Below are 21771 nucleotides of genomic sequence, written 5' to 3'. Positions count from 1 at the left end.
CGGGTCCACTCTGTGGAGTGCGTAAGCCAAACCATCTCGGAGGAATATCCCCATGCTGAAGCGCCACCTGCCCATGGCCGGACACACTCGCGGTAACCGTTTGCCGATCACCTGCGCACTGAAGTGCGGCGACGACTGTGCGCATCCGGTGCCGAACACCTCGGACAACACGCACTTCCGGGACATCGCCAACGCCGCCATCTCCCGGCGTGCGGCCCTCGGACTGGGTGGCGGCCTCGCAGCGGCCGTCGTGGTGGGCGGCACCGCCCTCAGCGAGACCCCCGCGGCCGTGGCGGACAACGGCAACGTCCCCTCGGGCGGCGGCAAGCTGCCCTTCGACGCCATCGACCCGGTCCTGCGCACCGTGGACGACGTCACGGTCCCGGCCGGCTACGACTGGGCCCCGATCATCCGCTGGGGCGACCCGCTGTTCGAGAACTCCCCGGAGTTCGACGTCGAGAACCAGACCCAGGAGTCGCAGTCCCTGCAGTTCGGGTACAACAGCGACTACCTCAACGTGATCTCCGACGGCGGCAGCGACCGCACCGGTTACCTGGTGAACAACCACGAGTACACCAACGAGAACATCATGTTCCCCCCGGAGTACATCAAGTCCAACCCCGAGGACGTCGTCAACGCGGCGATCGCGGCCCACGGACTGTCCATCGTGGACCTCAAGCGCGGTGGCACGGGCCAGAAGTGGGAGTACGTGGTGGGCGGGGCTCGCAACCGCCGCATCACCGGCTTCACGACCTTCACCGTGGACGGCCCGGCCGCAGGCACCGACCTGCTGAAGACCAAGGACGACACCACCGGCACCAAGGTCGTCGGCACGTTCAACAACTGCGCCGGCGGCACCACCCCGTGGGGCACGGTGCTCTCCGGGGAAGAGAACTTCAACCAGTACTTCGTCGGCACCGGCTCCGACGAGGAGCGCCGTCTGGGCATCTCGCCCGGCCCGACCCAACGTCGCTGGGAGACCGTGCACCCCCGGTTCAACCTGAACAACGAGGGCTACGCCAACGAGGCGAACCGCTTCGGCTGGATCGTGGAGATCGACCCGGAGAACCCCGAGTCCACGCCGGTCAAGCACACCGCCCTGGGCCGCTTCAAGCACGAGTCCGGCACCGCCATCATCTCCCGAGACGGTTACGCGGTGGTCTACTCGGGTGACGACCAGGCCGACGACTACGTGTACAAGTTCGTCTCCCGCAAGAAGTACCGCGAGGGCGACAAGAAGCACAACATGACCCTGCTCTCCGAGGGCACCCTCTATGTGGCCAAGTACTACGGCAACTCCCCGGAGTCGGAGATCGACGGCACCGGTGCTGTGCCCTCCGACGGCGACTTCGACGGCTGGGGCCGCTGGATCCCGCTGGTCAAGAATGACAAGTCGCTCGTCGAGGGCATGACCGTGGAGGAGGTGCTGGTCAACACCCGCCTCGCCGGGGACAAGGTCGGCGCCACCAAGATGGACCGTCCGGAGGACATGGAGACCAATCCGGTCACCGGCAAGATCTACCTGGCGCTGACCAACAACTCCGGCCGCAAGGCCGACTATGTGGACGAGGCGAACCCGGTGGCCAAGGCCGACGGGGGCAACCGGGACGGGCACGTCATCGAGATGATCGAGCGCCGCGGCGACCACACCTCGGAACGCTTCAACTGGAACATCCTGTTGCTGGCCGGCGACCCGACCCAGTCGGATTCGGTCTACTTCTCCGGGTTCCCGGCGGACCAGGTCTCCCCGATCTCCTGCCCGGACAACGTGGCCTTCGATTCCGAGGGAAACCTGTGGATCTCCACGGACGGCCAGCCCGGCAAGATCGGCTACTCGGACGCACTGCACAAGGTGACCCTCGAGGGGCCCCAGCGCGGTCGCGTGGAGCAGTTCCTGGCCGTGCCCGCCGATGCCGAGACCTGCGGCCCGGTGATTCACGATCGCGATAACTCCGTGTTCGTGGCCGTGCAGCACCCCGGTGAGGGCGGTGACTGGGGAGCCCACACCTCGTACTTCCCGGACTTCGTCCCGGACGGCCCGCTGAAGGGTGACCAGGTCGCCGTCCCCCGTCCGGCCGTGGTGCAGGTCTTCTCCACGAGCGTGAACAACGGCCGAGGCCAGAGCAACAACAAGGGCCGGAATAAGAACAAGAACAACTGAGCCGCACCCGAACACCACGCCTGAACACCACACCCCCGGACCGAACTCCTCGGCCCGGGGGTGTGGTCGTTAACCTTCCGATCAGCCCCGCTCTCTAGGATGAGCACTATGGAGAACTTCCGGCACCACTCCCGTCCGCGGCCTCCGATGCTCGCTCTGGATTCCCTGCAGGTCGCCCGGACGGTGGCCGCGGCCCTGATCGGAGGGGGAATGCGTGAGGCCGTCGTCGCCCCCGGCTCCCGGTCCGCCCCCATGGTCTATGCCTTGGCCGAGGCGGAACGGGCCGGCCACGTCCGTCTCCACGTCCGCATCGACGAGCGCTCCGCCGCCTACACCGCGTTGGGCCTGGCCGCGGCCTCGGGCCGGCCAGTCGGGGTCGTGACCACGTCCGGAACCGCCGTGGGCAACCTCTTGCCGGCGCTGATGGAGGCCGACCACTCGGCGGTGCAGTTGGTGGCGCTCACCGCCGACCGCCCGGAGGAGCTCCAGGGCACCGGGGTCAACCAGACGACGGACCAGGACGGGATCTTCCCCCTCCATGTGCGCTTCGCCGAGACTGTCAGCGGCACGGTCATCCCCGACGGCGACCCGGAGGAGATTCCGGACTGGCTGGCCGCTGAGGCAGCTGAGGTGTCCGGTCCCGACGCCGATCCACGGGCCACCGCGCTGCAGAAGCACCGCGACCACCTCCGTTCCGTGGTGGGACGTGCGCTGCTGGCCGCCAGCGGCTTCAACACGGAGGACGTGGAAGGCTTCGCCGCCGTTCCGGGCGTCACGATCCGGGAGTCCGCGCCGGGGCCGATCCACCTGAATCTGCGGTTCAGGGACCCGCTGATCCCGAATGAAGACGACGTCAGCACCGGCAAAGACGCATGGGTCGCCCCCGCGGCGGAGGAACTGGTCACCGGTCCCGCCAGCCCGGTGAGGGTGGCCCCGATTGATCCGCTGCAGTTGACCGAGCGCCTCGCGTTGGATGTCTCCGGGCTCCCGGAGACCCGGACGGTGGTGGTGGCCGGCCATGGTTCCGGCCCCTTGCCGGCCGCGTTCGCCGCCGCCCTGGGGCTGCCCCTGCTGGCCGAACCGAGCTCCAATGCCCGCTTCGGCCACAACGCGGTGGGCGCTTATCCCTGGCTCATCGGTTCAGCCGGGGGACTGGGCGAGGACTCGCACCCCTTGGCAGCGCAGATCGAGCAGGTCATCCTCTTCGGACGGCCGACGCTGACCCGTCAGATCAGTGGGCTGCTGGCCCGTGAGGACCTGCAGACGGCGTTCCACCAGCCCGAGCCGGTGGCCTGGTTCGTGCCGGGGACCCGGCGCGAACGGCCGGTCGAGGACCTGGAGGAGCTGGCCGTCGTCGCCGGTCACGGACCCGCGGGGTGGCTGGGCGCGTGGCAGCAGGCCGGCAACCGGGCGCAGACGGCGGTGGATGAGGCTCTGGCCACCCGGCATGACGCGGTCGGCCGGCCCGGGGCCCTGCGCACGAGTCAGCTGGTGGCCAGCACGGTGCGAGGGCCTCTGGTCCTGGGCTCGTCCTCCGTGATCCGCGACGTCGACCTGTCCTGGCGTCCGCCCACGGTTCCGCAGTCGATCGTCTATGCCAATCGCGGCCTGTCCGGCATCGACGGAACCGTCTCCACGGCCGCCGGCATCGCCCTGTCCACGGGCCGGCGGACGGTATTGCTGTGCGGAGACCTGACGCTGCTGCACGACGTCGGCGGCCTGCTCATCGGCCCGGGGGAGCGGGAACCGGACCTGGACATCGTGGTGGTCAACGACGGCGGCGGGGCGATTTTCGCCGGGCTCGAGCACGGGCTGGTGGCCCGGCGCGAGGGCATGGCGCCGGTGGTGGAGCGCTTCTTCGGCACCCCGCAGGACGTGGACGTGCAGTCGATCTGTGCGGCCTACGGCCTGGACTGGGCTCCCGTGGAGAGCGAGGACGGCCTGCTGTCCGCGCTCGGCAGCCCCGGCCACGGACGGCGAGTGCTGGAACTGCGGGCGGATCGAGAGGCGCGCCCCGAGGTTCGGCAGTTGGTGGAGGACGCCGTCCGGGCCACGTTCTGAGCAGCCTCGCTCAGACTCATCGCTTTTCGGCGAAGGCCTCCGCCTTGCGTGTCGGCCCGGCCACCAGCAGCGTGTCGTCCGCCTGCAGCACATAGTGGCGGTCCGGGTAGAGCCAGCGGCCCTGGTCCTTGACGGCGACCACGGAGACGCCCAGCTTCTCGCGGAACAGCGTGGTCCTGAGCTCCTGGCCCACGTAGTCGCGGGGAACCCCGGTGCGCACGATGACGAATCCGGGCTCGACCTCCACATAGTCCTCCATGGAGACCCGGACCAGGTGGGCCAGACGGCGGCCCATGTCCCGCTCGGGATGCACCACGTGCCGGACCCCGAGTTGACGCAGGATCGTCTCATGCGATTCGTTGTTGGCCTTCGCCCAGATGTTCTCGATCCCGAACCGGATCATCAGGGAGGTGGTCAGGATCGACGCCTCGAGGGTGCCGCCGATGGACACCACCACCCGGTCGGCCTCGTGGACCGAGAGCTGGCGCATGGCCTCCTCGGAGGTCGTGTCCGCCCGCACCACGTGGGTCAGCAGGCCGTTGAGGGACTGCACCGTGTCCTCGCGGACGTCGACGCCGAGCACCTCGCAGCCGGACTCCATGAGCTCCAGGGCCAGCCCGGTGCCGAAGCGGCCGAGTCCGAGCACGACGACGTTCTGTCCGGCCTGCCGGCCGGAGGCTGAGTCTCCGAACGGCTTGGTCAGCGAGCCCAGCCCGCGGTGACGGCTCCGGCGTCGGGATTCCGGTGGCCGTTCAGGGTGGGTGGGTTGGCAGGGCTGGGGGATGGATGTGTCAGCCAAGGAGCGGCCTTTCCTTCGGTAGTTCGTAGAGGATCTTGCGTTGACGCAGGGCTAGGGCGCCGGCCACGGTGGCCGGGCCCAGTCGGCCGAGGAACATCAACACCATGAGAATGGCCTGTCCGGCGTCCGGCAGGTCAGCCATGACACCGGTGGACAGTCCCACGGTGGCGAAGGCGGAGACGGCTTCGAAGAGCAGTTGGTCCGTGGTGGCTTCGCTCAGGGCCATCAGCCCGGCCGTGCCGAGGGTCACCGCTGCGACGGAGAGCAGCACCACGGTGGTGGCCTCGCGCTGAGCCGACCGTGCCAATCGCCGGCCCAGGACGTTGACGGCGTTCTCTCCACGCAGCTCGGTCAGCATGATGAAGAACAGCACGCCGAACGTGGTCACTTTCAGGCCGCCGGCCGTTCCACCGGGGCCACCGCCGATGAACATCAGCACGTCGGTGCCCATCAGGGTGATGGGATCCATCTGACCGAAGTCCAGAGTGTTGAAACCGGCGGTGCGCGTGGTCACCGACTGAAAGAAGGCGGCCAGGATGCGGGAGGGGACATCGAGCGAGCCCAAGGTCCTGGGATTGCTCCACTCCAGCAGGAGATACATGGCGGTGCCGGCGCTCACCAGCAGAACGGTGCCCAGCATCATCAGCCGGGTGTTCATGTTCCACCGGTGCGGGATGCGCCAGAACTTGAGCAATTGCACGAGCACGGGGAAGCCGATGCCGCCGAGCACGATGCACACCACCACGGTGAGGCTGATGTACGGGTCGCCCACGTAGCCCATCAGGCTGTCCGAATGCAGGGCGAAACCGGCGTTGTTGAAGGCCGAAACGGCGTGGAAGAGCCCGTACCACGCTGCCAGCCCGGCGTCGACGCCGTGCCCGAGCCAATAGCGCAGGAACAACACCACAGCGGCGGAAAGCTCAATCGTGGACGAGATGGTGAAGATGGCCAGCAACACGCGACGCAGGTCGCCGATGCCCTCGGTGCGTGATTCGGCCGCCGTCTCCAGCCGCCGGGTCAGTCCCATCCGGTGGGAGATCAGCATGCCCAGCACCGTGGCGAAGGTCATCACTCCCAGCCCGCCCATCTTGATCAGGATGAGGATGACCACCTGACCGAAGAGGGTCCAGAACTCGGGGGTGTCCACCACGATCAGTCCGGTCACGGTGATGGCGCTCGTCGCGGTGAATCCGGCCTCCAGAAGACGCGGCGCCTGACCCTGGTAGGAGATCGGAAGCATCAGCAATCCGGTGCCGACCACGATGGCGACGACGAACATCAAGATGATCAGTCGCACCGGTGAGAGATGGGGTCGACGGAGGGCGTGCAAGGTCACGAGAGATCAAAGTACTCCTCCCCGTGACGCGGGAATAGTCCACGTTTGGTGATGTGCGTCTCACGTCGATCCCTGGCTGCCAGCCGGGACATCGGGGGCCGGAGACGCTACGCGCGCAACCCGAGGGCCTGCAGCATGGGACGCATTTTCGCGTTGGTCTCGGCGAGTTCGGCCTCCGGATCGGACGCGGAGACGATCCCGCAGCCGGCGTAGAGCCGCAGTGTGTGCTCGTCCTCCACCACGGCCCCGCGCAGGGCGATACCGAACTCTCCGTTGCCGGCGGCATCCAGCCAGCCGACCGGTCCGGCGTACAGCCCGCGGTCCACACCGTGTTCGACCGACTCGAGTGCGCGAATCAGCTGGGCCGCCTCGTCTCGCGGTGTTCCGCAGACGGCGGCCGTCGGGTGGAGCGCCTGCACCAGGTCCAGGGCACTCGTGGCGTGACCGTTCGTGGCGGCCAGCTCCGCCGTCACGTCCGAGGCCAGATGCCACACGTTGGGCAGCTCCAGCACAAAGGGCTCGGCATGGGCGTTGAGCTCACTGGTGAACGGTTCCAGCCGTTCCGTCAGGGAGTCGATGGCCAGCTGGTGCTCATGGCGCTGTTTCTCGTCTTCGAACAAGAGATGCGTCGCGTAGGAGGTGCCGCCATGACCCTGCGGGGCGCCGGCCCGGTCGAGGGTGCCGGCCAGCACTCGTGCCCGGGCCCGGCCGCCATCGACCTTGACGAGCATCTCGGGGGTCGACCCGACCAGCCCGTCCACCGCGTAGGTCCAGCAGTCCCGGTACCGCACCGCGAGTTCACGCAGCAGTTGCGGCACGTCCACGGGCCCCGGAGTGCTCACCACGGCATCGCGGGCGAGCACCAGCTTGGTCAGTTCCCCCGCGGTGATCGCCTCCACCCCACGCACGACGGCGGCCCGGAACCCGTCGCTCGTCATCGCCCCTTCGGTGAGGGTGGGGTCGCCGGCCTGCGCCGCGGCGGTCTCCTCGCCGGCCAGGTCGGCCTCCGTCAACAGCTCGGCGAGACGTTCCTCGGCCCCCGACTCGTCGGGCCACCAGCCGGCGGCCACCCGGTCGGCGTAGGCGGGGGAGTCCAGATCCACGTGCCACTGCAGCCAGGACTCGCCGTCGGTGGTGCCCAGGACGATCTCCGGCACCCGCAGCACGGAGTCCACTCGGCTGTCGTCGTCGAAGGCGAAGGCGGCGAAGGCGACGGGATTGCCGGTGGCGGCGGCCGTCGCGCCGGACCACCACTGGCGGGCCTCATCGAAGCGGGCCGGGCCGGTGGTGGTGAAGCGGGCGGCCGTGCCGAGGCCGACGAGCCCCTCGCCGAGCCGGATCCACGCGCACTCGCGCCCGGAAACCAGCAGATCCGCCAAGGACGAACCCCCGGGCAGCGGGCGGGTGCAGGTGATGGACGCCAGCCGCGGTGCCAGCGTGCCGGATGCAGGGTTCTTCATGACCAGACCAGCCTACCGCCGCGAGCAGAGGGCGATGCTTCAGGGAGAAGCTCTGGGAGAATGGCCGGGTGGAATCAGCAGAGCAACCCCTTCGGACGCAGGTCCTCATCGCGGGAGGCGGCCCCGCCGGGGCGACGGCCGCGTGGCACCTGGCCAACGCCGGCGTCGAGGTCGTGGTCCTGGAGAAGACCGCCTACCCCCGGGAGAAGGTCTGCGGGGACGGGCTGACACCGCAAGCCGTGCGCGAGATGAACCTGCTGGGACTTCCGCATCCAGCCGAGGACGGTTGGCGGCGCATCAAGGGCTTGCGGCTCGTGGCGGAGGGCCGGGCCGTCGAGGTGCGGTGGCCGAGCACCGACACGTGGCCGGACTACGCCCTGGTGCGAACCCGCCAGGACTTCGACGAGATCCTCGCCGACCACGCCCGATCCGCCGGCGCCACCATCCTGGAACGCCACTCCGTCTCCACAGTGCTGCGCGCCGAGGACGGAACCGTCACGGGACTGCGAGCCGAGCTGCTGGACGAGCGCGGACGCAAGACCGGGGCCACCCGCGAGTTCCACGCGCCGATCGTGCTGGCCGCCGACGGCAACTCCACCCGCAGCGCCGTCTCCGCCGGACTGTCCCGGCGTGAGGACCGCCCGTTGGGCGTCGCGGTTCGGGCGTACTACTCCGTGCCCGAGCACGCGGCGCGTCACGGCGACGACTGGATGGAGTCGTGGCTGCAGCTGCCCGACGCTCAGGGGAACCTGCTGCCGGGCTACGGCTGGCTGTTCCCGCTGAGCGACGGCACGGTCAACGTCGGGCTCGGCATCCTGGATTCCTCCCCGCAATTCGGTTCCCTGGACTATCGGTCGATCCTGCGCGACTGGTCCGGCGCGCTCACCGAGACGTGGGGACTGTCGGAGGACACCCGCACCTCCAGGATCCTCGGCGCCGCCCTGCCCATGGGCTTCAACCGCACCCCGCAGCATGTGCCCGGCATGCTGCTGATCGGCGACGCCGCCGGGATGGTCTCACCGTTCAACGGCGAGGGCATCTCCTTCGCCATGGAGGCAGCGCGCCTCGCGGCAGACGTCGCCGTCACCGCCCTGAAACGCCCGACGGCGGCCGGCCGGGAGCACGAGCTCGCCCGCTACCCGGTACTCACTCAGGAGAAATGGGGCTCTCACTTCGCGCTCGGGGCGCGCTTCGCCGACCTGATCGGGCATCCGGCCGTGCTGAAGGCCGCGCTGGCCACCGGCATGCGCGTGCGGCCGCTGTTGCGCACGGTGGTCCAGGTCATGGCGAACCTCGTCGACGAGCAGGGAACCTCCGCCGTGGACCGCACGGTCCGACTGTTGGAGTCTGCCGTCCCGGCGGCGACCACGCTCGGTGCAGATGCTCCGCGCCGAGCCAAGGTTGGCTAGGCTGGCCCGGTGACTTCCCCCGAGCCCGCAGTCCCCGCTGACCACGCTGCCGACGCCACAGCGCCTCAGCTGTCCCTGCCCGCCGGGTTCGAGGTCCTCGCCGAGCACGGTGAGCTGGTGGAGGTCGTGGCCCGGGCGCTGGACCTGGTGGAGCGAGAACTCTCCGAGGCCGTCGCGAATGCGGATCAGCTGGCCGACCACACCTCTCGGCACCTCTTGGAGGCCGGTGGCAAGCGGATCCGTCCGCTGTTGACCATCCTGTCCTCGATGCTCGGGGACCCCGGAGTCAGTACCGGCCACGTCGGCGAGGTCGACGACGAGGTGCGCACGGCCGCCGTCGTGATGGAACTGACTCATCTGGCCACGCTGTACCACGACGACGTCATGGACGAGGCCCCGGTGCGCCGGGGCACTCCGGCAGCCCACCGGGTGTGGGGCAACTCCATCGCCATCCTGGCCGGTGACCTGATCTTCGCCCGCGCCTCACTGCTGATGGCCTCCCTCGGTCCGGAGGCCGTCGCCATCCAGGCGCGGACCTTTGAGCGACTGGTGATGGGCCAGCTGTGGGAGACCGTCGGACCCGAGGAGAGCGACGATCACCTGGAGCACTACCTGCGCGTGATCGGCGGCAAGACCGGTTCGCTCATCGCCGCCGCGGGCCGCCTGGGCGCGCACTTCGGGGACGGCGACGAGGCCACGGTCCAGACCCTGGAGGACTACGGGGAGAAGGTGGGCATGGCCTTCCAGCTCGCCGACGACGTCATCGATCTCACCAGTTCCTCTCAGGCCTCCGGCAAGACGCCGGGCACCGATCTCAAGGAGCGGGTGCCGACGCTGCCGGTGCTGCTGTTGCGGCAGGAGGCCGAGCACGATCCGGCCGCCCGGGCCGCCTTGGAACTGGTCGACGGACCCCTGGACACCGACGAGCAGTTGGCGTCAGCGGTCGCCGCCGTCGCCGCACATCCGGTGATCGACCGGGCCTGGTCCATCACTCGGCGGTGGTCGCAGGATGCCGTGGACGCGCTGGCGCCGTTGCCCCCGTCTCCTGTGAAGGATGCCTTGGTCGCGTTCGCGCGCTACGTCGTCGACCGGGAGTCATAGCCGGCTAGCTCCTCAACAGCGGCTCGGGCCGGCGTCGAGGGCTGCGGCCAATTCCCGGGCCTTGACCGCCCGGACGGCGGGATCCACGGGGTGGCGCAGTTGGCGGTAGAGCATGTCATCGCTCCAGCGCGGAAACACGTGCAGGTGATAGTGCCAGACGTGCTGGTTCCCCGCGGGCTCGTTGTGCTGGCGCGTGGACGTGCCCTCCGGCGACCAGGCCGTCTTCATGGCCAGCGCCACCTGGCGGGTCATCAGGGCGATCCTCTGCAGGATGCGGTCGGGCAGCACATAGAGCGTCTCGTAGTGCTCTGCCGGCGAGATCATGGCGTGGCCTTCGTACGGCCCGAAGCCGTCAGCCGCGATGAAGACGATCAGGTCCTCATCCTGGTACACCACGTCCTGCAGTTCACAACGGTTGTCCGGGGCTGAGACGTCGCCGGCGACCAGCCCGCAGAAGGGGCAGTGGTACCCCTCGGGGGCATGGGAGCGGATCACTCCCATGCGGAGTTCTCCTGGGCCTCCTCCTCGAAGGTCCAGTCCAGCAGGTCGAGAGTGAACTCGCTGAAGGTCCCGTCCTCACAGGTCCATTCACCATGGTCCTGGTCCGCACCGGTGGAACGGCGCCAGACCAGCGGGTCCGGCAGCTCGGCGTCCGCCACGGGCAATCCCCACACGGTCTGCTCGTTGGCGTCCTCGAGGAACATCAGATAACCGTCGCGGATGTCCAACTCGTCGGCGTCGAAGAAGAAGTGGTCGGTCTCCAGCAGCTCGGAGCAGTTGCCCAAGGCACGGTGGAATTCGTAGAGCGCGAGCGGCACCGGCACCGTGCCGTCACCACTGACCTGGGCAGCCGGCGAGGCGGCCAGGAGAGCATCCAACTCTCCGGGCTCCAGACCGTCTTCGGTGGCCCAGGGGGTGTCCAAGTGGGTGGGGACGAGGTTTTGGAACAGCTGGAGGAAGACCGGTGCGGTCGGTTCAGCAGGCATACTCTCAGTCTAGGGCGCGTCCTCACTCACGGAACCCGCGCGGGGATGCCGCGGGTTCTGCCGGGCGCTCCGCCAGGACTCGACCGCCAGCACCACGAGCGCACACCAGATGAGGATGAACCCGGCCCACCGCCCGGTGCTCATCGCCTCCCCGAACAGCAGCAGCCCGATGAGGAACTGGATCAGGGGATTGATGTACTGCAGCAGTCCCAGCACCGTCAGGGGCAACCGGCTCGCGGCCGCCCCGAAGAGGATCAGCGGCACGGCCGTCACCACTCCGGACGGGGCGAGGACCCAGAAATGGCCGGTCCCGTGGGTGAACAGCGTGAGCTGCTCCGTGGCGGCCAGCCACCACATTCCCGCCACGCAGACCGGCATCAACAGGATGGTCTCGGCGCCGAGCGAGGCGACGGGACTGACGGAGGTCCCCAGCCGGCTCTTGACGATGCCGTAGCCGCCGAAGGACAGGGCCAACAGCACCGCGAGCCAGGGAAACGCCCCGTGCCCGACCACCATCACAGCCACGGCGGCGACGGACAACCCGACGGAGACCCACTGAGCCCGCCGCAGCTTCTCTCCGAACAGCACCACACCCGCGAGCACGGAGACCAGCGGATTGATGAAGTAGCCCAGGGCCGCCTCGAGCGTCTGACCGGAGACCACCGCGTAGGTGTAGATGGCCCAATTGGCCGTGATGAGCGTGGCCGCCAGCGCCGTGGCGCCGGCTCGCCGCGGACTGCCCAGCTGATGGCCGACGTCGTGCCAGCGCCGCAGGACGAACAGCAGCACGGCGCAGGTGACCAGGGTGAAGCCGATCCGGGCGAAGACCACCTCCAGGGCCGTGGCCGGAGCGGTGGCCGCCATGTACAGCGGCAGCCCGCCCCAGATCAGATAGGCACCGGCTCCGAGGGACAGTCCGCCCGGTGTCAGGGGGCGCTGCGTCAGCGGGCGCTGTCCAACGGGCGTGCTCACTCCGTGAAGTCGTCGAAGAAGGTCTGGACCGTCTGGACGGGCCGGCCCGTCATCAACAGCTGTCCGCGCCCGGGTGGCATCTTGCGCGCCCGGACGTTGTTGATCAGGCTGCCCTCGCTCCGATCACCGGACATGATCAACGCCGAGGTGCCGTTGTCCCGCAGGGTGGAGAAGAACGACTCGTACATTCCCCGTGAAGACCCGCGCACGCGTCGGGTGAGAACGAAGTTCATCTTGAGCTCGGCCGCCATCGGGACGTACGGAACGAAGGGCGCCAGCGGGGACTGTCCGCCGCCGACCGTGAGGACATCGTAGTCGTCGATGAGCAAGAGGAGCCGAGCCCGGCGCTGGTCTGTGTTCTGGTCCTCGTTGGGGTCCTGGCGCTTCTTCAACTCGTTGATGACCGCCTGGGTGAGCTTGGTGCCGACGGCGGAGTTGGAGGCGTAGCCGCCCAGGTAGTCCTCCGGGACCGCGTCGCCCAGGTTGCGACGGGGATCCCAGACCGCGATGAGGAGTTCGTCTTCGGTGTGGGTGGCGGTGAAGCGGTGGATGAAGTTGCGCAGAATGTTGGTCTTGCCGGACTCCTCATCGCCCATGACGATGAGGTTCCGGTCCTTGAGTTCCATATCCAGAACCTCCGGGGCGAGGTCCAGCTCGCGCAGCCCGAGGGGAAACAATCCCTTCTGCGCCGGGCTCGGGTACGTGGACGCATTCACGGTACCGGGCAGCACCCGGACCTTCATGGCCGAGCCGGTGGCGAACCGGCCGACCTGCTCCACGAGGTCCCGCAAGCCCTCCGTGGCGGACTCGGCCTCGTCCTGACCATCGATCCGCGGCAGGGCCAGATGACCCTGCAGTTTGCTGGTGGTCAGCGCACGGCCCGGGGCCTCCGGATTGATGTTGGCCGCCAGCTTGCGGTCGATCTGCGAATCTCCCTGGTCCGTCAGGTGCAGTTCAATGCGGTGGGTGAAGAAGGACTGGTGGGTGACGCGGACCTCGTTGTTGCGATTGACCGTGGTGATCATGTGGATGCCGTACCCGCCGCCGCGCGTCATGATGGTGACGATCTTGGAGACCAGATCGTCGAACTCCTCGGCGAATTGGCCGTGACCGTCGATGACCAGGAAGATGTCCGCACTGGGCAGTTCGGGGATCTTCCCCTCGGCATGCATGCGACGCATGGTCTGCAGAGAGTCGATGGAGTACTTCTCGAAGATCCGCTCCCGGTGCGTGAGCATGCCGGATATCTCGTCCACGGTGCGGGTGATGACCTCGGTGTTGGTCCGGATGGCCACGCCACCCACGTGCGGCAGATCCTGCAGCGGTAGCATGCCCGAGCCCATCAGGTCGATGCAGTAGATACCGACCTCTTGAGGAGAGTGGGTCAAGGCCAGAGCCGAGACCAGGGTGCGCAAGGTGGTGGATTTGCCCGACTGCGGTCCACCGTGGATCAGCAGGTTGCCGGAACCGGTGGTGAAGTCGATCTCCCACAGTCCCTGCCACTGGTGGGCCGGATCGTCGAGCAGGCCGATCGGCACCTTGAGGTTGCCGCCGGCGGGCAGTCGCAGGCCCTGTGCGGAATTCTTCGGCTCACCGACCACCTGGTCCAGGGTGGTGGCCTGCGGCAGCGGAGGCAGCCAAATTGGCTTGACCGACGGCGGGAAGGTGCGCAAGGTGTCCATCATGGTGGACATCACGGTCGGCCCCGTGGTCCGGCGGGCCGGCCCGTCCTTCTTCTCCGGCTTCGCAGCCTGCCGCTCGGCCTGATCCTGGGATGGTTGCCGGTGCTGAGTCTCGAGCACGAGGGCATAGTCGGTGGCTTCCAGCACCTCCGGAATCTCCTCCGGCGGTTCCTCGTCTTCTTCCTCGTCGAAGGCCTCATCCTCCAGGGGACCGGAGACATAGCCGGATTTGAACCGGGTGTAGACGGTGGTGTCCACCTTGAGATAGCCATAGCCGGGCAACGGCGGGAGATGGAACGCGTCCGGAGTATCCAGCACGGTGCGGGACTCCGATTCGGACAGCGTGCGCAGGCCGATGCGGTAGGAGAGATAGGTCTCCAGCCCGCGCAGTTTGCCCGCTTCCACGCGCTGGGAGCTCAACAGCAGGTGCACCCCGATGGAGCGTCCGATGCGTCCGATGGACAGGAACAGGTCGATGAAGTCCGGCCGGGCGGTCAACAGCTCGCCGAACTCGTCGATGATCACCACCAGGTGCGGCAGTGGCTCCATGTCCCGGCCCTTGGCGAGTTCCTCGTCCCGGTGGATCTGATAGTCGGTGATGTTGGCGATGTTCCCGGCGCTTTTGAGCAGTTCCTGCCGACGAAGGATCTCACCGTTCAGGGATGCGTAGACGCGCTCGATCAGGGTGAGGTCGTCGGAGAGGTTCGTGATGATGCCGGTGACCTGGGGGGCGCCCTCGAACGGGGCGAAGGTGGCACCACCCTTGAAGTCGACCAACACCATCGCCAGCACATCGGGGGAGTGCGTGGCCAACAGTCCGAAGACCAGCGACCGCAGCATCTCCGACTTTCCGGAGCCGGTGGCACCCACGCACAGGCCATGCGGTCCCATGCCGAGCTGGGCGGCCTCTTTGAGATCCAGCAGCGTCGGTTTGCCCTTGTCGTCGGGGCCGAGGGGCACCCGCAGGAATTCCGCTTGGGACCGCGGTCGCCAATTGCGCTCGACGTCGTCCCGGCTCAGTTGGGGGCTCAGATTCAGCATCTGCAGGAAAGACCGTGAGGCGGCGCTTTCCGCCCCGGTGTGCTCCAGGGATTCCAGGGACAGGCGCAGGGGTGCCAGTTCCGTGACGATGCCGGCTGCCGTCTGATCGTCGATCAGGTCCACCGTCCCCTCGGTGGTCACGGGATTTCCCTGGTCGACGGTCCGGTCCTCGAGGAGGAATCGGGCCCGGCCGTCGTCGTGCGCACCCCGGGTGGTGATGCGGTAGGAGACCTCGGAGGGCTCCTGGAGCCGATCGGCGCAGAGGTGGATCGCGGTGATGCCGCGGGCGGTGAGGCTGAAATGGCTGTCGCCGAAAGCCAGGTCCTGCGCATTGTGACCATAGTCGTCCACGATCACCACGAGACGGTTCAGCAGAGCGGGGGCGCGGGTCAGCTCGTTGCCGAACTTCATGTGTTCCCCGGCCACCGTGGAGCGGTACTGCAGGTCGGCGTCCAGCAGTTCAGCCAAGGACTCGGCGTCCGGTGCGATCAGCTTGATCGGTCCGGACTCATGCTTGGGGGTGGAATCGTCCAGGTGGGGGAGAAGATGGAGCCATTCCCAGTCGGCTCGAGTCTCGCGAGGCGTGATCACGGCAAGGCGCAGATCCTCCGGAGAATGCAGCGCGGCAGCCCCGAGCACGAGGGAACGCACCACCTGAAGGTCGAACTCTCGCGGCCCCACCACCGAGACGTTTCCGGCCGAATCCAGTGGCAACGTCATCGGCATGTCCGGTGCGGTCTCGAACCGGCTCTTGAGTGCCTCCGCCTCCCGCACCATGAACTCGTCCTGGATCGAGGTGGACGTCTCCGTCAGCGAGATGTCGATGTTCCGGGTCGGCCGTCGCCCGGAACCGAAGCGAGTCACCAGGAAATCCTCGTGATAGCGCCGTCGCTCCCACACCCGAGCGGGATCCCGGACGATGTCGAACAGTGCCGCCGGCGGCGGGCTGGCGGCCCGGGCGGCCATCTGCGCCTCGTGCTCGTCGTCCCGCAGTCGGACGCGCGTGCGTTCCAGGTAGCGGGTGTAGGTGTCGCGCAGGATCTTGCGCTGACGGCCGGCCTTGCCACGCTGGGAGAACAGCATGACGATGCCGACCACCAGAGACAACATCATGGCGATGGCGCCGACGGCAGCAAAGGGGCTCTGCCGGAACACCATCATCACCATCATCGAGGCGCCGGCGGCAAACATCGGCAGAATACGGAGGAAACCGGCTCCACCGCCGTCATCGGCTGCGGCCACATCAACCGGTTGGGGTCCGTCCACGGTGAAGGCGCGGAACTTGCGGGCCGGGGGAGAGGTGCGCGCCGGGCGATGGATGATCTTCTGCGTCACCGGAATCCTCCCCGCATCGAGATCGCAGCTGTCAGGGTGCGGGCGGCCAGTTCCGTGGTGGCCAGCCGGTTCTCCGGCCGGGTCAGGTGCATGGAGATGCCCACGCCCCCGGCCACATGCAGGTCGTGACGCAACGCGACGGCGTCCACGCCCACCCGGGTCAAGGCGGCGGCCTGCGCGAGAGGGTTCAGGTCCCGTGCGCGGTCGGTGTCCACCACGGCGGCAGTCACCGGGATATCGGAGAGGAAGGGATCCTCTTGCCAATGCCGCAGATAGCCGGCAGCCTCGTCGAGCCCGGAGGCCGTCGTCGGAACGACGAACACAGCGGCGTGGGATCGTGCCAGCACGGCCGCGGTGTCCGGCGTCGAGGGCCCGGTCGGGCAGTCGAACAGGGTGACCGGGAAGTACCGGGACAGTCCGGACAACAACGTGGTGGCACCGGCCTCGCCCAGCGGCGCACCGGTCACCCGGGGGCCGGTGTAGTGCAGGTCATCGGGCCCGGCCGCCATCAATCCACTGACCTCGTTGAAGGTCGTGGCGGACATCCCGGCCAGCGCCGAGGTGACATGGTCCGCCGTGGGGGCCGCCGCCTGACCCAAGCGCAACCCCAGCGAGCCGAGGCCCGGATCGAGGTCGATAGCGGCCACCGGATCCGGGCGCAGAGCAGAGTACGTGCGCGCCAGCATGGCGGTGACCGCCGTCTTTCCAGCTCCTCCACGCAGCGAGATCACGGCAAGGCGCCGGCCCGTGGTGATAGGCGACTGGACCGTCTGCGCGTGGCCGGCGAGGCGTTCCGGCATCCGGTCGTGGCGGAACAAATTGCCCAGCTCACGCCACGTGCGCGTCCATAGAGACAGAGCGGGACGACGAGAGAATCGGCGTTGAGCCTGGTCGGAGACCGACTCGAAGCCGGTGCGAGGGTCGTCCTGAACACGCTGCAGATCGCGCTGTATCTCCCGGGGAGATGACCACAGGACATCCTCTCCCGAATCTGCGCGACTGGAGCCGGCCCGAGGCCGGGAAGGAGCCGGACCGGCGTCGGTCCAGGGGTCGGCGGAACGGCGGCCGTGGCCGGTGGGAATGGACATCAGAAGGTCTCCAACAGGGTTGCGTAGATCCCGAAGTAGCCGATGAGCAGCGGGATGACGGCGAACAAGACGAGGGCCTCAATGGAATCCGCGGCCCGGCGCATCTGAGCCTGCGTGTGATCGGGGAGGTCGATGGAGAGTGCGGAACCGGCCACCAGAGCCAGCACGACGAGCACGACCATCCACAGGGCTTCGAACTCGGGCAGCCAGGTGGTGGCGAGTCGGATCAGGGCCAGCACTCCCACGCCTGTGGCCAGATACAGCGGGACCCGTTCGGCGGCCAGCGGAAAGGACCGGCCTCGCAAGCCGATGGCGACGACCAAGCACAACAACATCGGCAGGGAGAACGGCAAGGACTGTGCATCCGAGCTGACCAGCCACACCGCCAGTGCACCGGAGAGGGAGCAGGCCACGGTGCTGGTCACCAAGCCCCCGTGGGCCGAGTCGATGGCGACCGAGGCGTCCCGCCGCAGGACAGAAGCGCCACTGGCGTGACGGTCGTCCATGCTGGCCAGCCCGGAGGCGCCCAGGGCGATCTTCGGCAACAGGCCCATCACCAGCACCGTCAAGATTCCGGCGATTCCTGCTGCGCCGACGACCTGGTCGGCATCCCGGTCTCCGATGGCCCACGCGGCCAGAGGTCCGGCAACGGTCCACGAAACCGTCAGTGCACCGGTCACAGCGGCGCCGATGAACATGGACAGGGGCCGGTTCACGACGAAGCCCAGCACGCCGAGGATCAGCGCGGCGAAGCCGGCCAAGGCCACGTACACCCAGGGGTCCGGTAGTTCTAGGCCCACCAGGCCAGTGACGCCAAACAACGCGCCGGTCCCCGCCAGCGTGCCGGCCACCGCTTGACGCCGTCCTGGCGCAGAGGAGGCCGCGGCCGTGATCAGGAGGACTGCGGCCACTCCCAGGTTGATCCAGGAGGCCTCGTCCGGCACATACGTCTCGAGCAGGCGGTTGATTCCCCACCAGGCCCCGACGGCAGCAAGAAAGCCGAAGGTCAAGTAGCGGTAGATCGCGGACCACCGACCGCGGACTGACTCCGTCGCATCGGAGACCTCGTCGTTGAGGTCGTAGACGATGGGGGACGGCGGAGCTTCGGTGCGCGAGACCAGTGTCAGCCGTTCGCCGTCGAGCACTCCGGCCTCGGCGAAGGTTTGCGTGGCGGGGACCGTCTCGCCGGAGTGGCGCACCAGCAGCTTGGCGCCGAGCGACTCCTCGGGGCGATCATTCAGGATCTCCAGGATCTGCGGCATGAGCGAACCGACAGGGGTGTCCGAGGGCAGTAGCAGGTCGGCGTTGCGCCGGACTCCCACCAGGGAGACTCGCGTGTAGGGGATGGGCACGTCAGGACCTTCCGGAAATGAGAGCGGGGACTGCCTCCAGGGCTGCCGCGGCGTGAACTGGCGTGGGGGGAACCGATGCAGGGTCGACGTCGGCCGTCACCTCAGTCGCGTCAGTCGCATCAGTCACATCAACAGTGCCCGGGACCACGGCACTGGCGTTCTGGTCCATCCGCTCCTGCTGCTGGCGTTCGCGCTCTTCGCGCTCCTGCATATAGTTGGTCAGCACCATGATGACGAAGGAGATGGCGACGCAGAACGCGCAGATCAACGCTCCCACCACGAGACCGTAGACGAGCAGATTGCTTCGCCCCTTCCAGCGCCGCTCCGTGGGGTTGGCGCCGAACAGCAGGGATGTCGTCAGCCGGTTGCGGCGTACCTCGACCGATTCGATGAGCTGTGAGTCAAAGTCCATCGCCATAGAGGCCAGTCCCCTTTCCGCCGGACGTGGGCACGCCGGTTCACCTCGACCATCATTCCAGCCTATGTGTACCCCCATGGTTATCTGGACGTTCGCGAGGATGGGGAGAAGTACCCATGCACGTTCGTTGACGCTCGACCAGAGAGTCGAGAAGGATGTGAATCACGGTCCGGACGACGGGCCACCTGGAAGCAACCGATCGGATCCTGTGGTCCGAACACAAGCAAGGGGATGAACCGAGAATATGGGTAGCAACATTTCTCTGAACCTGGATGGCGTAGAGACTTTCGAACAGGCCGCAGACCGGTCCGCGGGTTCCGGTGAGGAACTCCTGGCCGAGACCGTCAACCTGGAGAACGCTGTCGTGGCTCTGAAGGAGACCTTCAAAGGCAACGGCGCTCGTGCCTACAACAACTTCATGGTGAAGGTCAACGAAGTGCAGAACCAGCTGGCCGAGGCCCTGGCACTGATCAACGTCGGACAGGGCGACCTGTACAAGACCTACCTGCAGCAGGAAGACGAAAGCACCGACCAGGCCGAGCAGGCCCTGGGCCAGGCCGAAGGCACCGTCGGCGGCAAGCTCTAAGTCTGATTGACCGATCCTCACCCACTCCACACCACACTTCGTCCGGGCGACACCGTCACCGGGAACCAGAAAGGCCAGGATTATGTCCACCATTAAGTACGACGCCGGCGCTGCCGCCACCTACGAAGCTGAAGTCGAGTCCATCGCCGGTCGCATCGAAACCATCATCGGCGACCGTGAAGACCAGAAGAAGTTCGTCGAGAGCAGCTACGAGGCCACCGACAATGACGCAGACTACAGCGTGGTCGAGTCCAAGTGGCTCGAAGCAGCCGAGGCCGTTCGCGATATCGTCAAGCTCGCCCGTAGCCTGATGGAGCAGAACGACGTCACAGCCTCCACCGCCCACAACGCCGCCCGCATCGCCATCGAGGGCATGCGCAAGTGACATTGACGCCTGCCCCGTGGGGCAGGCACGGCGCGGACCATCGCGCCATCGGAGGCCAGCCACGGGGCTGGCCTCTGGTCGTTGGGGGAGTCTGGACAGGCAACGGTAGAATCTCCTGCTGGCGGTAACCGCCACGGAGGCCAGCTGGTGCCTCTTGACCTGAGATTTTCCCCGAACCGACCGCAGCGATTGGACCTTTTGTGACGACTGCCCCCGACCGCCCCCTCCGTCTCGCCATCATCGGTGCCGGACCCGCAGGCGTGTATACGGCAGATCTGCTGACCAAAGCCGAACGCGATTTCGAGGTCAGCATCGACCTCTTCGATCGTTACCCGGCTCCCTATGGGCTGATTCGCTATGGCGTGGCACCGGATCACCCCCGCATCAAGGGCATCGTCAAGGCATTGCACAAGGTCTTGGACCGCGGTGACATCCGCTTTCTGGGTGGAGTCGACTTCGGTACGGACCTGACCCTGGAGGACCTGCGGCGCCACTACGACGCGATCGTCTTCGCGACCGGAGCCGTCAAGGACGCCGCCCTGGATATTCCCGGTGCAGACCTCGAGGGCTCTTTCGGCGGGGCAGACTTCGTCTCCTGGTACGACGGCCACCCTGACGTTCCACGCGAATGGCCGCTCACGGCCCGCGAGGTGGCGGTCATCGGCAACGGCAACGTCGCCCTGGATGTGGCACGCATGCTGTCCAAGCAGGCCGACGACCTGTTGGTGACCGAGATCCCGGAGAACGTCTATGAAGGGCTGAAGTCCTCTCCGGTCACGGACGTCCACGTGTTCGGTCGCCGTGGTCCAGCCCAGGTGAAGTTCACCCCGCTCGAGCTGCGCGAACTTGCCCACGCCCGCGACGTGGACCTCAAGCTGTATCCGGAGGATTTCGAGTTCGATGAGGCTTCTGAAGAGGCCGCCACCACGAACAACCAGATCAAGACCATGGTCGGCACGCTGACGAACTGGCTGGTCGAGGATCAGGACACCGGTGCTTCCCGCCGCCTGCACCTGCACTTCCTGCAGCAGCCCGTCGAGATCCTGCCCGGCGAAGGAGAGAATGCCGGGAAGGTCGCGGGCCTGCGCATGGAGCGCATGGAGCTGGACGGCACCGGCAATGTCCGCGGCACCGGCGAGTACATCGATTACCCCGTGCAGGCCGTCTACCGCGCCATCGGCTACCACGGCTCTCCGGTGTCCGGCCTCACCTATGACGAGCGCCGGGGGGTCATCCCCAACGACGCCGGCCGCGTCCTGGACGAGGACGGGAACCCGGTCCCGGGTCTGTACGCCTCCGGTTGGATCAAGCGCGGTCCGGTGGGCCTGATCGGCCACACCAAGGGCGACGCCCTGGAGACGATCGGCTGCCTGCTCGAGGACGAGCCGGATCTGTGGACGGCTGACGTCCCGGATGAGCAGGCGGTCATCGATCTGTTGGAGGAACGCGGTATCGAGTACACCCAGTGGGAGGGGTGGTTGAAGCTCGACGAGCATGAACTCTCCCTCGGGACTGAGGCCACCGGAACGGGCCCCGTGGAGCGTGAGCGGGTCAAGGTCGTCGCGCGAGAGGACATGGTGCGCATCAGCCGCGGATAGT

The 21771-nt window shown here is 67.6% G+C and carries 17 protein-coding genes; 7 read left to right on the top strand and 10 right to left on the bottom strand.

What is annotated here, in order from left to right:
* Positions 1-52 precede the first annotated feature (52 nt).
* Both ACFQQD_RS02520 and menD read left to right on the top strand, forming a co-directional pair.
* The gene (locus ACFQQD_RS02520; RefSeq protein WP_378085861.1) at positions 53-2161 is read left to right on the top strand and encodes a PhoX family protein; all 2109 of its coding nucleotides are present in this window, start codon (positions 53-55) and stop codon (positions 2159-2161) included.
* A 108-nt stretch (positions 2162-2269) separates the two neighbouring features.
* Positions 2270-4222, top strand: coding sequence for a 2-succinyl-5-enolpyruvyl-6-hydroxy-3-cyclohexene-1-carboxylate synthase (menD, locus tag ACFQQD_RS02515; protein ID WP_378085859.1), 1953 nt, complete (start codon positions 2270-2272; stop codon positions 4220-4222).
* 16 nt (positions 4223-4238) lie between these two features.
* On the opposite strand, the gene ACFQQD_RS02510 is transcribed toward menD, so the two are convergent.
* The 3 genes from ACFQQD_RS02510 to ACFQQD_RS02500 all read right to left on the bottom strand — a co-directional run bounded on the left by ACFQQD_RS02510 (position 4239) and on the right by ACFQQD_RS02500 (position 7817).
* Positions 4239-5021, bottom strand: coding sequence for a potassium channel family protein (locus tag ACFQQD_RS02510; RefSeq protein WP_378085856.1), 783 nt, complete (start codon positions 5019-5021; stop codon positions 4239-4241).
* Complete coding sequence (locus ACFQQD_RS02505) at positions 5014-6357, bottom strand: TrkH family potassium uptake protein (protein ID WP_378085853.1); 1344 nt, start codon at positions 6355-6357, stop codon at positions 5014-5016. Before ACFQQD_RS02505 ends, ACFQQD_RS02510 begins: the two co-directional genes overlap by 8 nt.
* A gap of 107 nt (positions 6358-6464) precedes the next feature.
* Positions 6465-7817, bottom strand: a complete 1353-nt coding sequence (locus ACFQQD_RS02500; protein WP_378085851.1) for an isochorismate synthase MenF — start codon at positions 7815-7817, stop codon at positions 6465-6467.
* Positions 7818-7885: 68 nt separating this feature from the next.
* Here ACFQQD_RS02500 and ACFQQD_RS02495 point away from each other — a divergent pair, with 68 nt between their 5' ends.
* A complete protein-coding gene (locus ACFQQD_RS02495) occupies positions 7886-9226 on the top strand; it encodes a geranylgeranyl reductase family protein (protein ID WP_378085849.1) in 1341 nt (446 codons plus the stop codon).
* A 9-nt stretch (positions 9227-9235) separates the two neighbouring features.
* On the top strand, positions 9236-10327 hold the full coding sequence (locus ACFQQD_RS02490; protein ID WP_378085847.1) for a polyprenyl synthetase family protein: 1092 nt from the start codon (positions 9236-9238) through the stop codon (positions 10325-10327).
* 12 nt (positions 10328-10339) lie between these two features.
* Here the strand turns inward: ACFQQD_RS02490 and ACFQQD_RS02485 are convergent, their stop codons facing one another.
* From ACFQQD_RS02485 to ACFQQD_RS02455, 7 genes are read right to left on the bottom strand one after another with little or no spacing between them, the layout of a single operon-like run.
* Positions 10340-10828, bottom strand: coding sequence for an HIT family protein (locus ACFQQD_RS02485; protein ID WP_378085845.1), 489 nt, complete (start codon positions 10826-10828; stop codon positions 10340-10342).
* Positions 10819-11313 carry a hypothetical protein gene (locus ACFQQD_RS02480; RefSeq protein WP_378085843.1) on the bottom strand — a complete coding sequence of 165 codons (495 nt, stop codon included), beginning with the start codon at positions 11311-11313 and terminating at the stop codon, positions 10819-10821. Before ACFQQD_RS02480 ends, ACFQQD_RS02485 begins: the two co-directional genes overlap by 10 nt.
* A gap of 9 nt (positions 11314-11322) precedes the next feature.
* Positions 11323-12285, bottom strand: a complete 963-nt coding sequence (rarD, locus tag ACFQQD_RS02475; RefSeq protein ID WP_378085841.1) for an EamA family transporter RarD — start codon at positions 12283-12285, stop codon at positions 11323-11325.
* Positions 12282-16343 carry a type VII secretion protein EccCa gene (gene eccCa / locus ACFQQD_RS02470; protein WP_378085839.1) on the bottom strand — a complete coding sequence of 1354 codons (4062 nt, stop codon included), beginning with the start codon at positions 16341-16343 and terminating at the stop codon, positions 12282-12284. Before eccCa ends, rarD begins: the two co-directional genes overlap by 4 nt.
* Positions 16340-17431, bottom strand: coding sequence for a hypothetical protein (locus ACFQQD_RS02465; RefSeq protein ID WP_378085837.1), 1092 nt, complete (start codon positions 17429-17431; stop codon positions 16340-16342). The genes eccCa and ACFQQD_RS02465 overlap by 4 nt, the downstream gene beginning before the upstream one ends.
* A complete protein-coding gene (gene eccD, locus ACFQQD_RS02460) occupies positions 17431-18783 on the bottom strand; it encodes a type VII secretion integral membrane protein EccD (RefSeq protein ID WP_378085835.1) in 1353 nt (450 codons plus the stop codon). The genes ACFQQD_RS02465 and eccD overlap by 1 nt, the downstream gene beginning before the upstream one ends.
* A 1-nt stretch (position 18784) precedes the next feature.
* The gene (locus tag ACFQQD_RS02455) at positions 18785-19201 is read right to left on the bottom strand and encodes a hypothetical protein (protein ID WP_378085833.1); all 417 of its coding nucleotides are present in this window, start codon (positions 19199-19201) and stop codon (positions 18785-18787) included.
* A gap of 244 nt (positions 19202-19445) precedes the next feature.
* Here ACFQQD_RS02455 and ACFQQD_RS02450 point away from each other — a divergent pair, with 244 nt between their 5' ends.
* The 3 genes from ACFQQD_RS02450 to ACFQQD_RS02440 all read left to right on the top strand — a co-directional run bounded on the left by ACFQQD_RS02450 (position 19446) and on the right by ACFQQD_RS02440 (position 21770).
* Positions 19446-19787, top strand: a complete 342-nt coding sequence (locus tag ACFQQD_RS02450; protein WP_378085831.1) for a hypothetical protein — start codon at positions 19446-19448, stop codon at positions 19785-19787.
* An 82-nt stretch (positions 19788-19869) separates the two neighbouring features.
* The gene (locus ACFQQD_RS02445; protein ID WP_378085829.1) at positions 19870-20172 is read left to right on the top strand and encodes a hypothetical protein; all 303 of its coding nucleotides are present in this window, start codon (positions 19870-19872) and stop codon (positions 20170-20172) included.
* A gap of 200 nt (positions 20173-20372) precedes the next feature.
* Positions 20373-21770 carry an FAD-dependent oxidoreductase gene (locus ACFQQD_RS02440; RefSeq protein ID WP_378085827.1) on the top strand — a complete coding sequence of 466 codons (1398 nt, stop codon included), beginning with the start codon at positions 20373-20375 and terminating at the stop codon, positions 21768-21770.
* Position 21771: the final 1 nt, after the last annotated feature.

The sequence above is a fragment of the Citricoccus sp. GCM10030269 genome (assembly GCF_042665635.1).
Classification (GTDB): domain Bacteria; phylum Actinomycetota; class Actinomycetes; order Actinomycetales; family Micrococcaceae; genus Citricoccus.
This window is presented reverse-complemented; position numbering and strand designations above follow the sequence as displayed.

Coding starts and splice junctions, on each gene's coding strand:
- ACFQQD_RS02520 (WP_378085861.1), top strand. CDS start 53: ATGCTGAAGCGCCACCTGCCCATGGCCGGACACACTCGCGGTAACCGT.
- menD (WP_378085859.1), top strand. CDS start 2,270: ATGGAGAACTTCCGGCACCACTCCCGTCCGCGGCCTCCGATGCTCGCT.
- ACFQQD_RS02500 (WP_378085851.1), bottom strand. CDS start 7,817: ATGAAGAACCCTGCATCCGGCACGCTGGCACCGCGGCTGGCGTCCATC.
- ACFQQD_RS02485 (WP_378085845.1), bottom strand. CDS start 10,828: ATGGGAGTGATCCGCTCCCATGCCCCCGAGGGGTACCACTGCCCCTTC.
- ACFQQD_RS02480 (WP_378085843.1), bottom strand. CDS start 11,313: ATGCCTGCTGAACCGACCGCACCGGTCTTCCTCCAGCTGTTCCAAAAC.
- ACFQQD_RS02465 (WP_378085837.1), bottom strand. CDS start 17,431: ATGTCCATTCCCACCGGCCACGGCCGCCGTTCCGCCGACCCCTGGACC.
- ACFQQD_RS02455 (WP_378085833.1), bottom strand. CDS start 19,201: ATGGCGATGGACTTTGACTCACAGCTCATCGAATCGGTCGAGGTACGC.
- ACFQQD_RS02450 (WP_378085831.1), top strand. CDS start 19,446: ATGGGTAGCAACATTTCTCTGAACCTGGATGGCGTAGAGACTTTCGAA.
- ACFQQD_RS02445 (WP_378085829.1), top strand. CDS start 19,870: ATGTCCACCATTAAGTACGACGCCGGCGCTGCCGCCACCTACGAAGCT.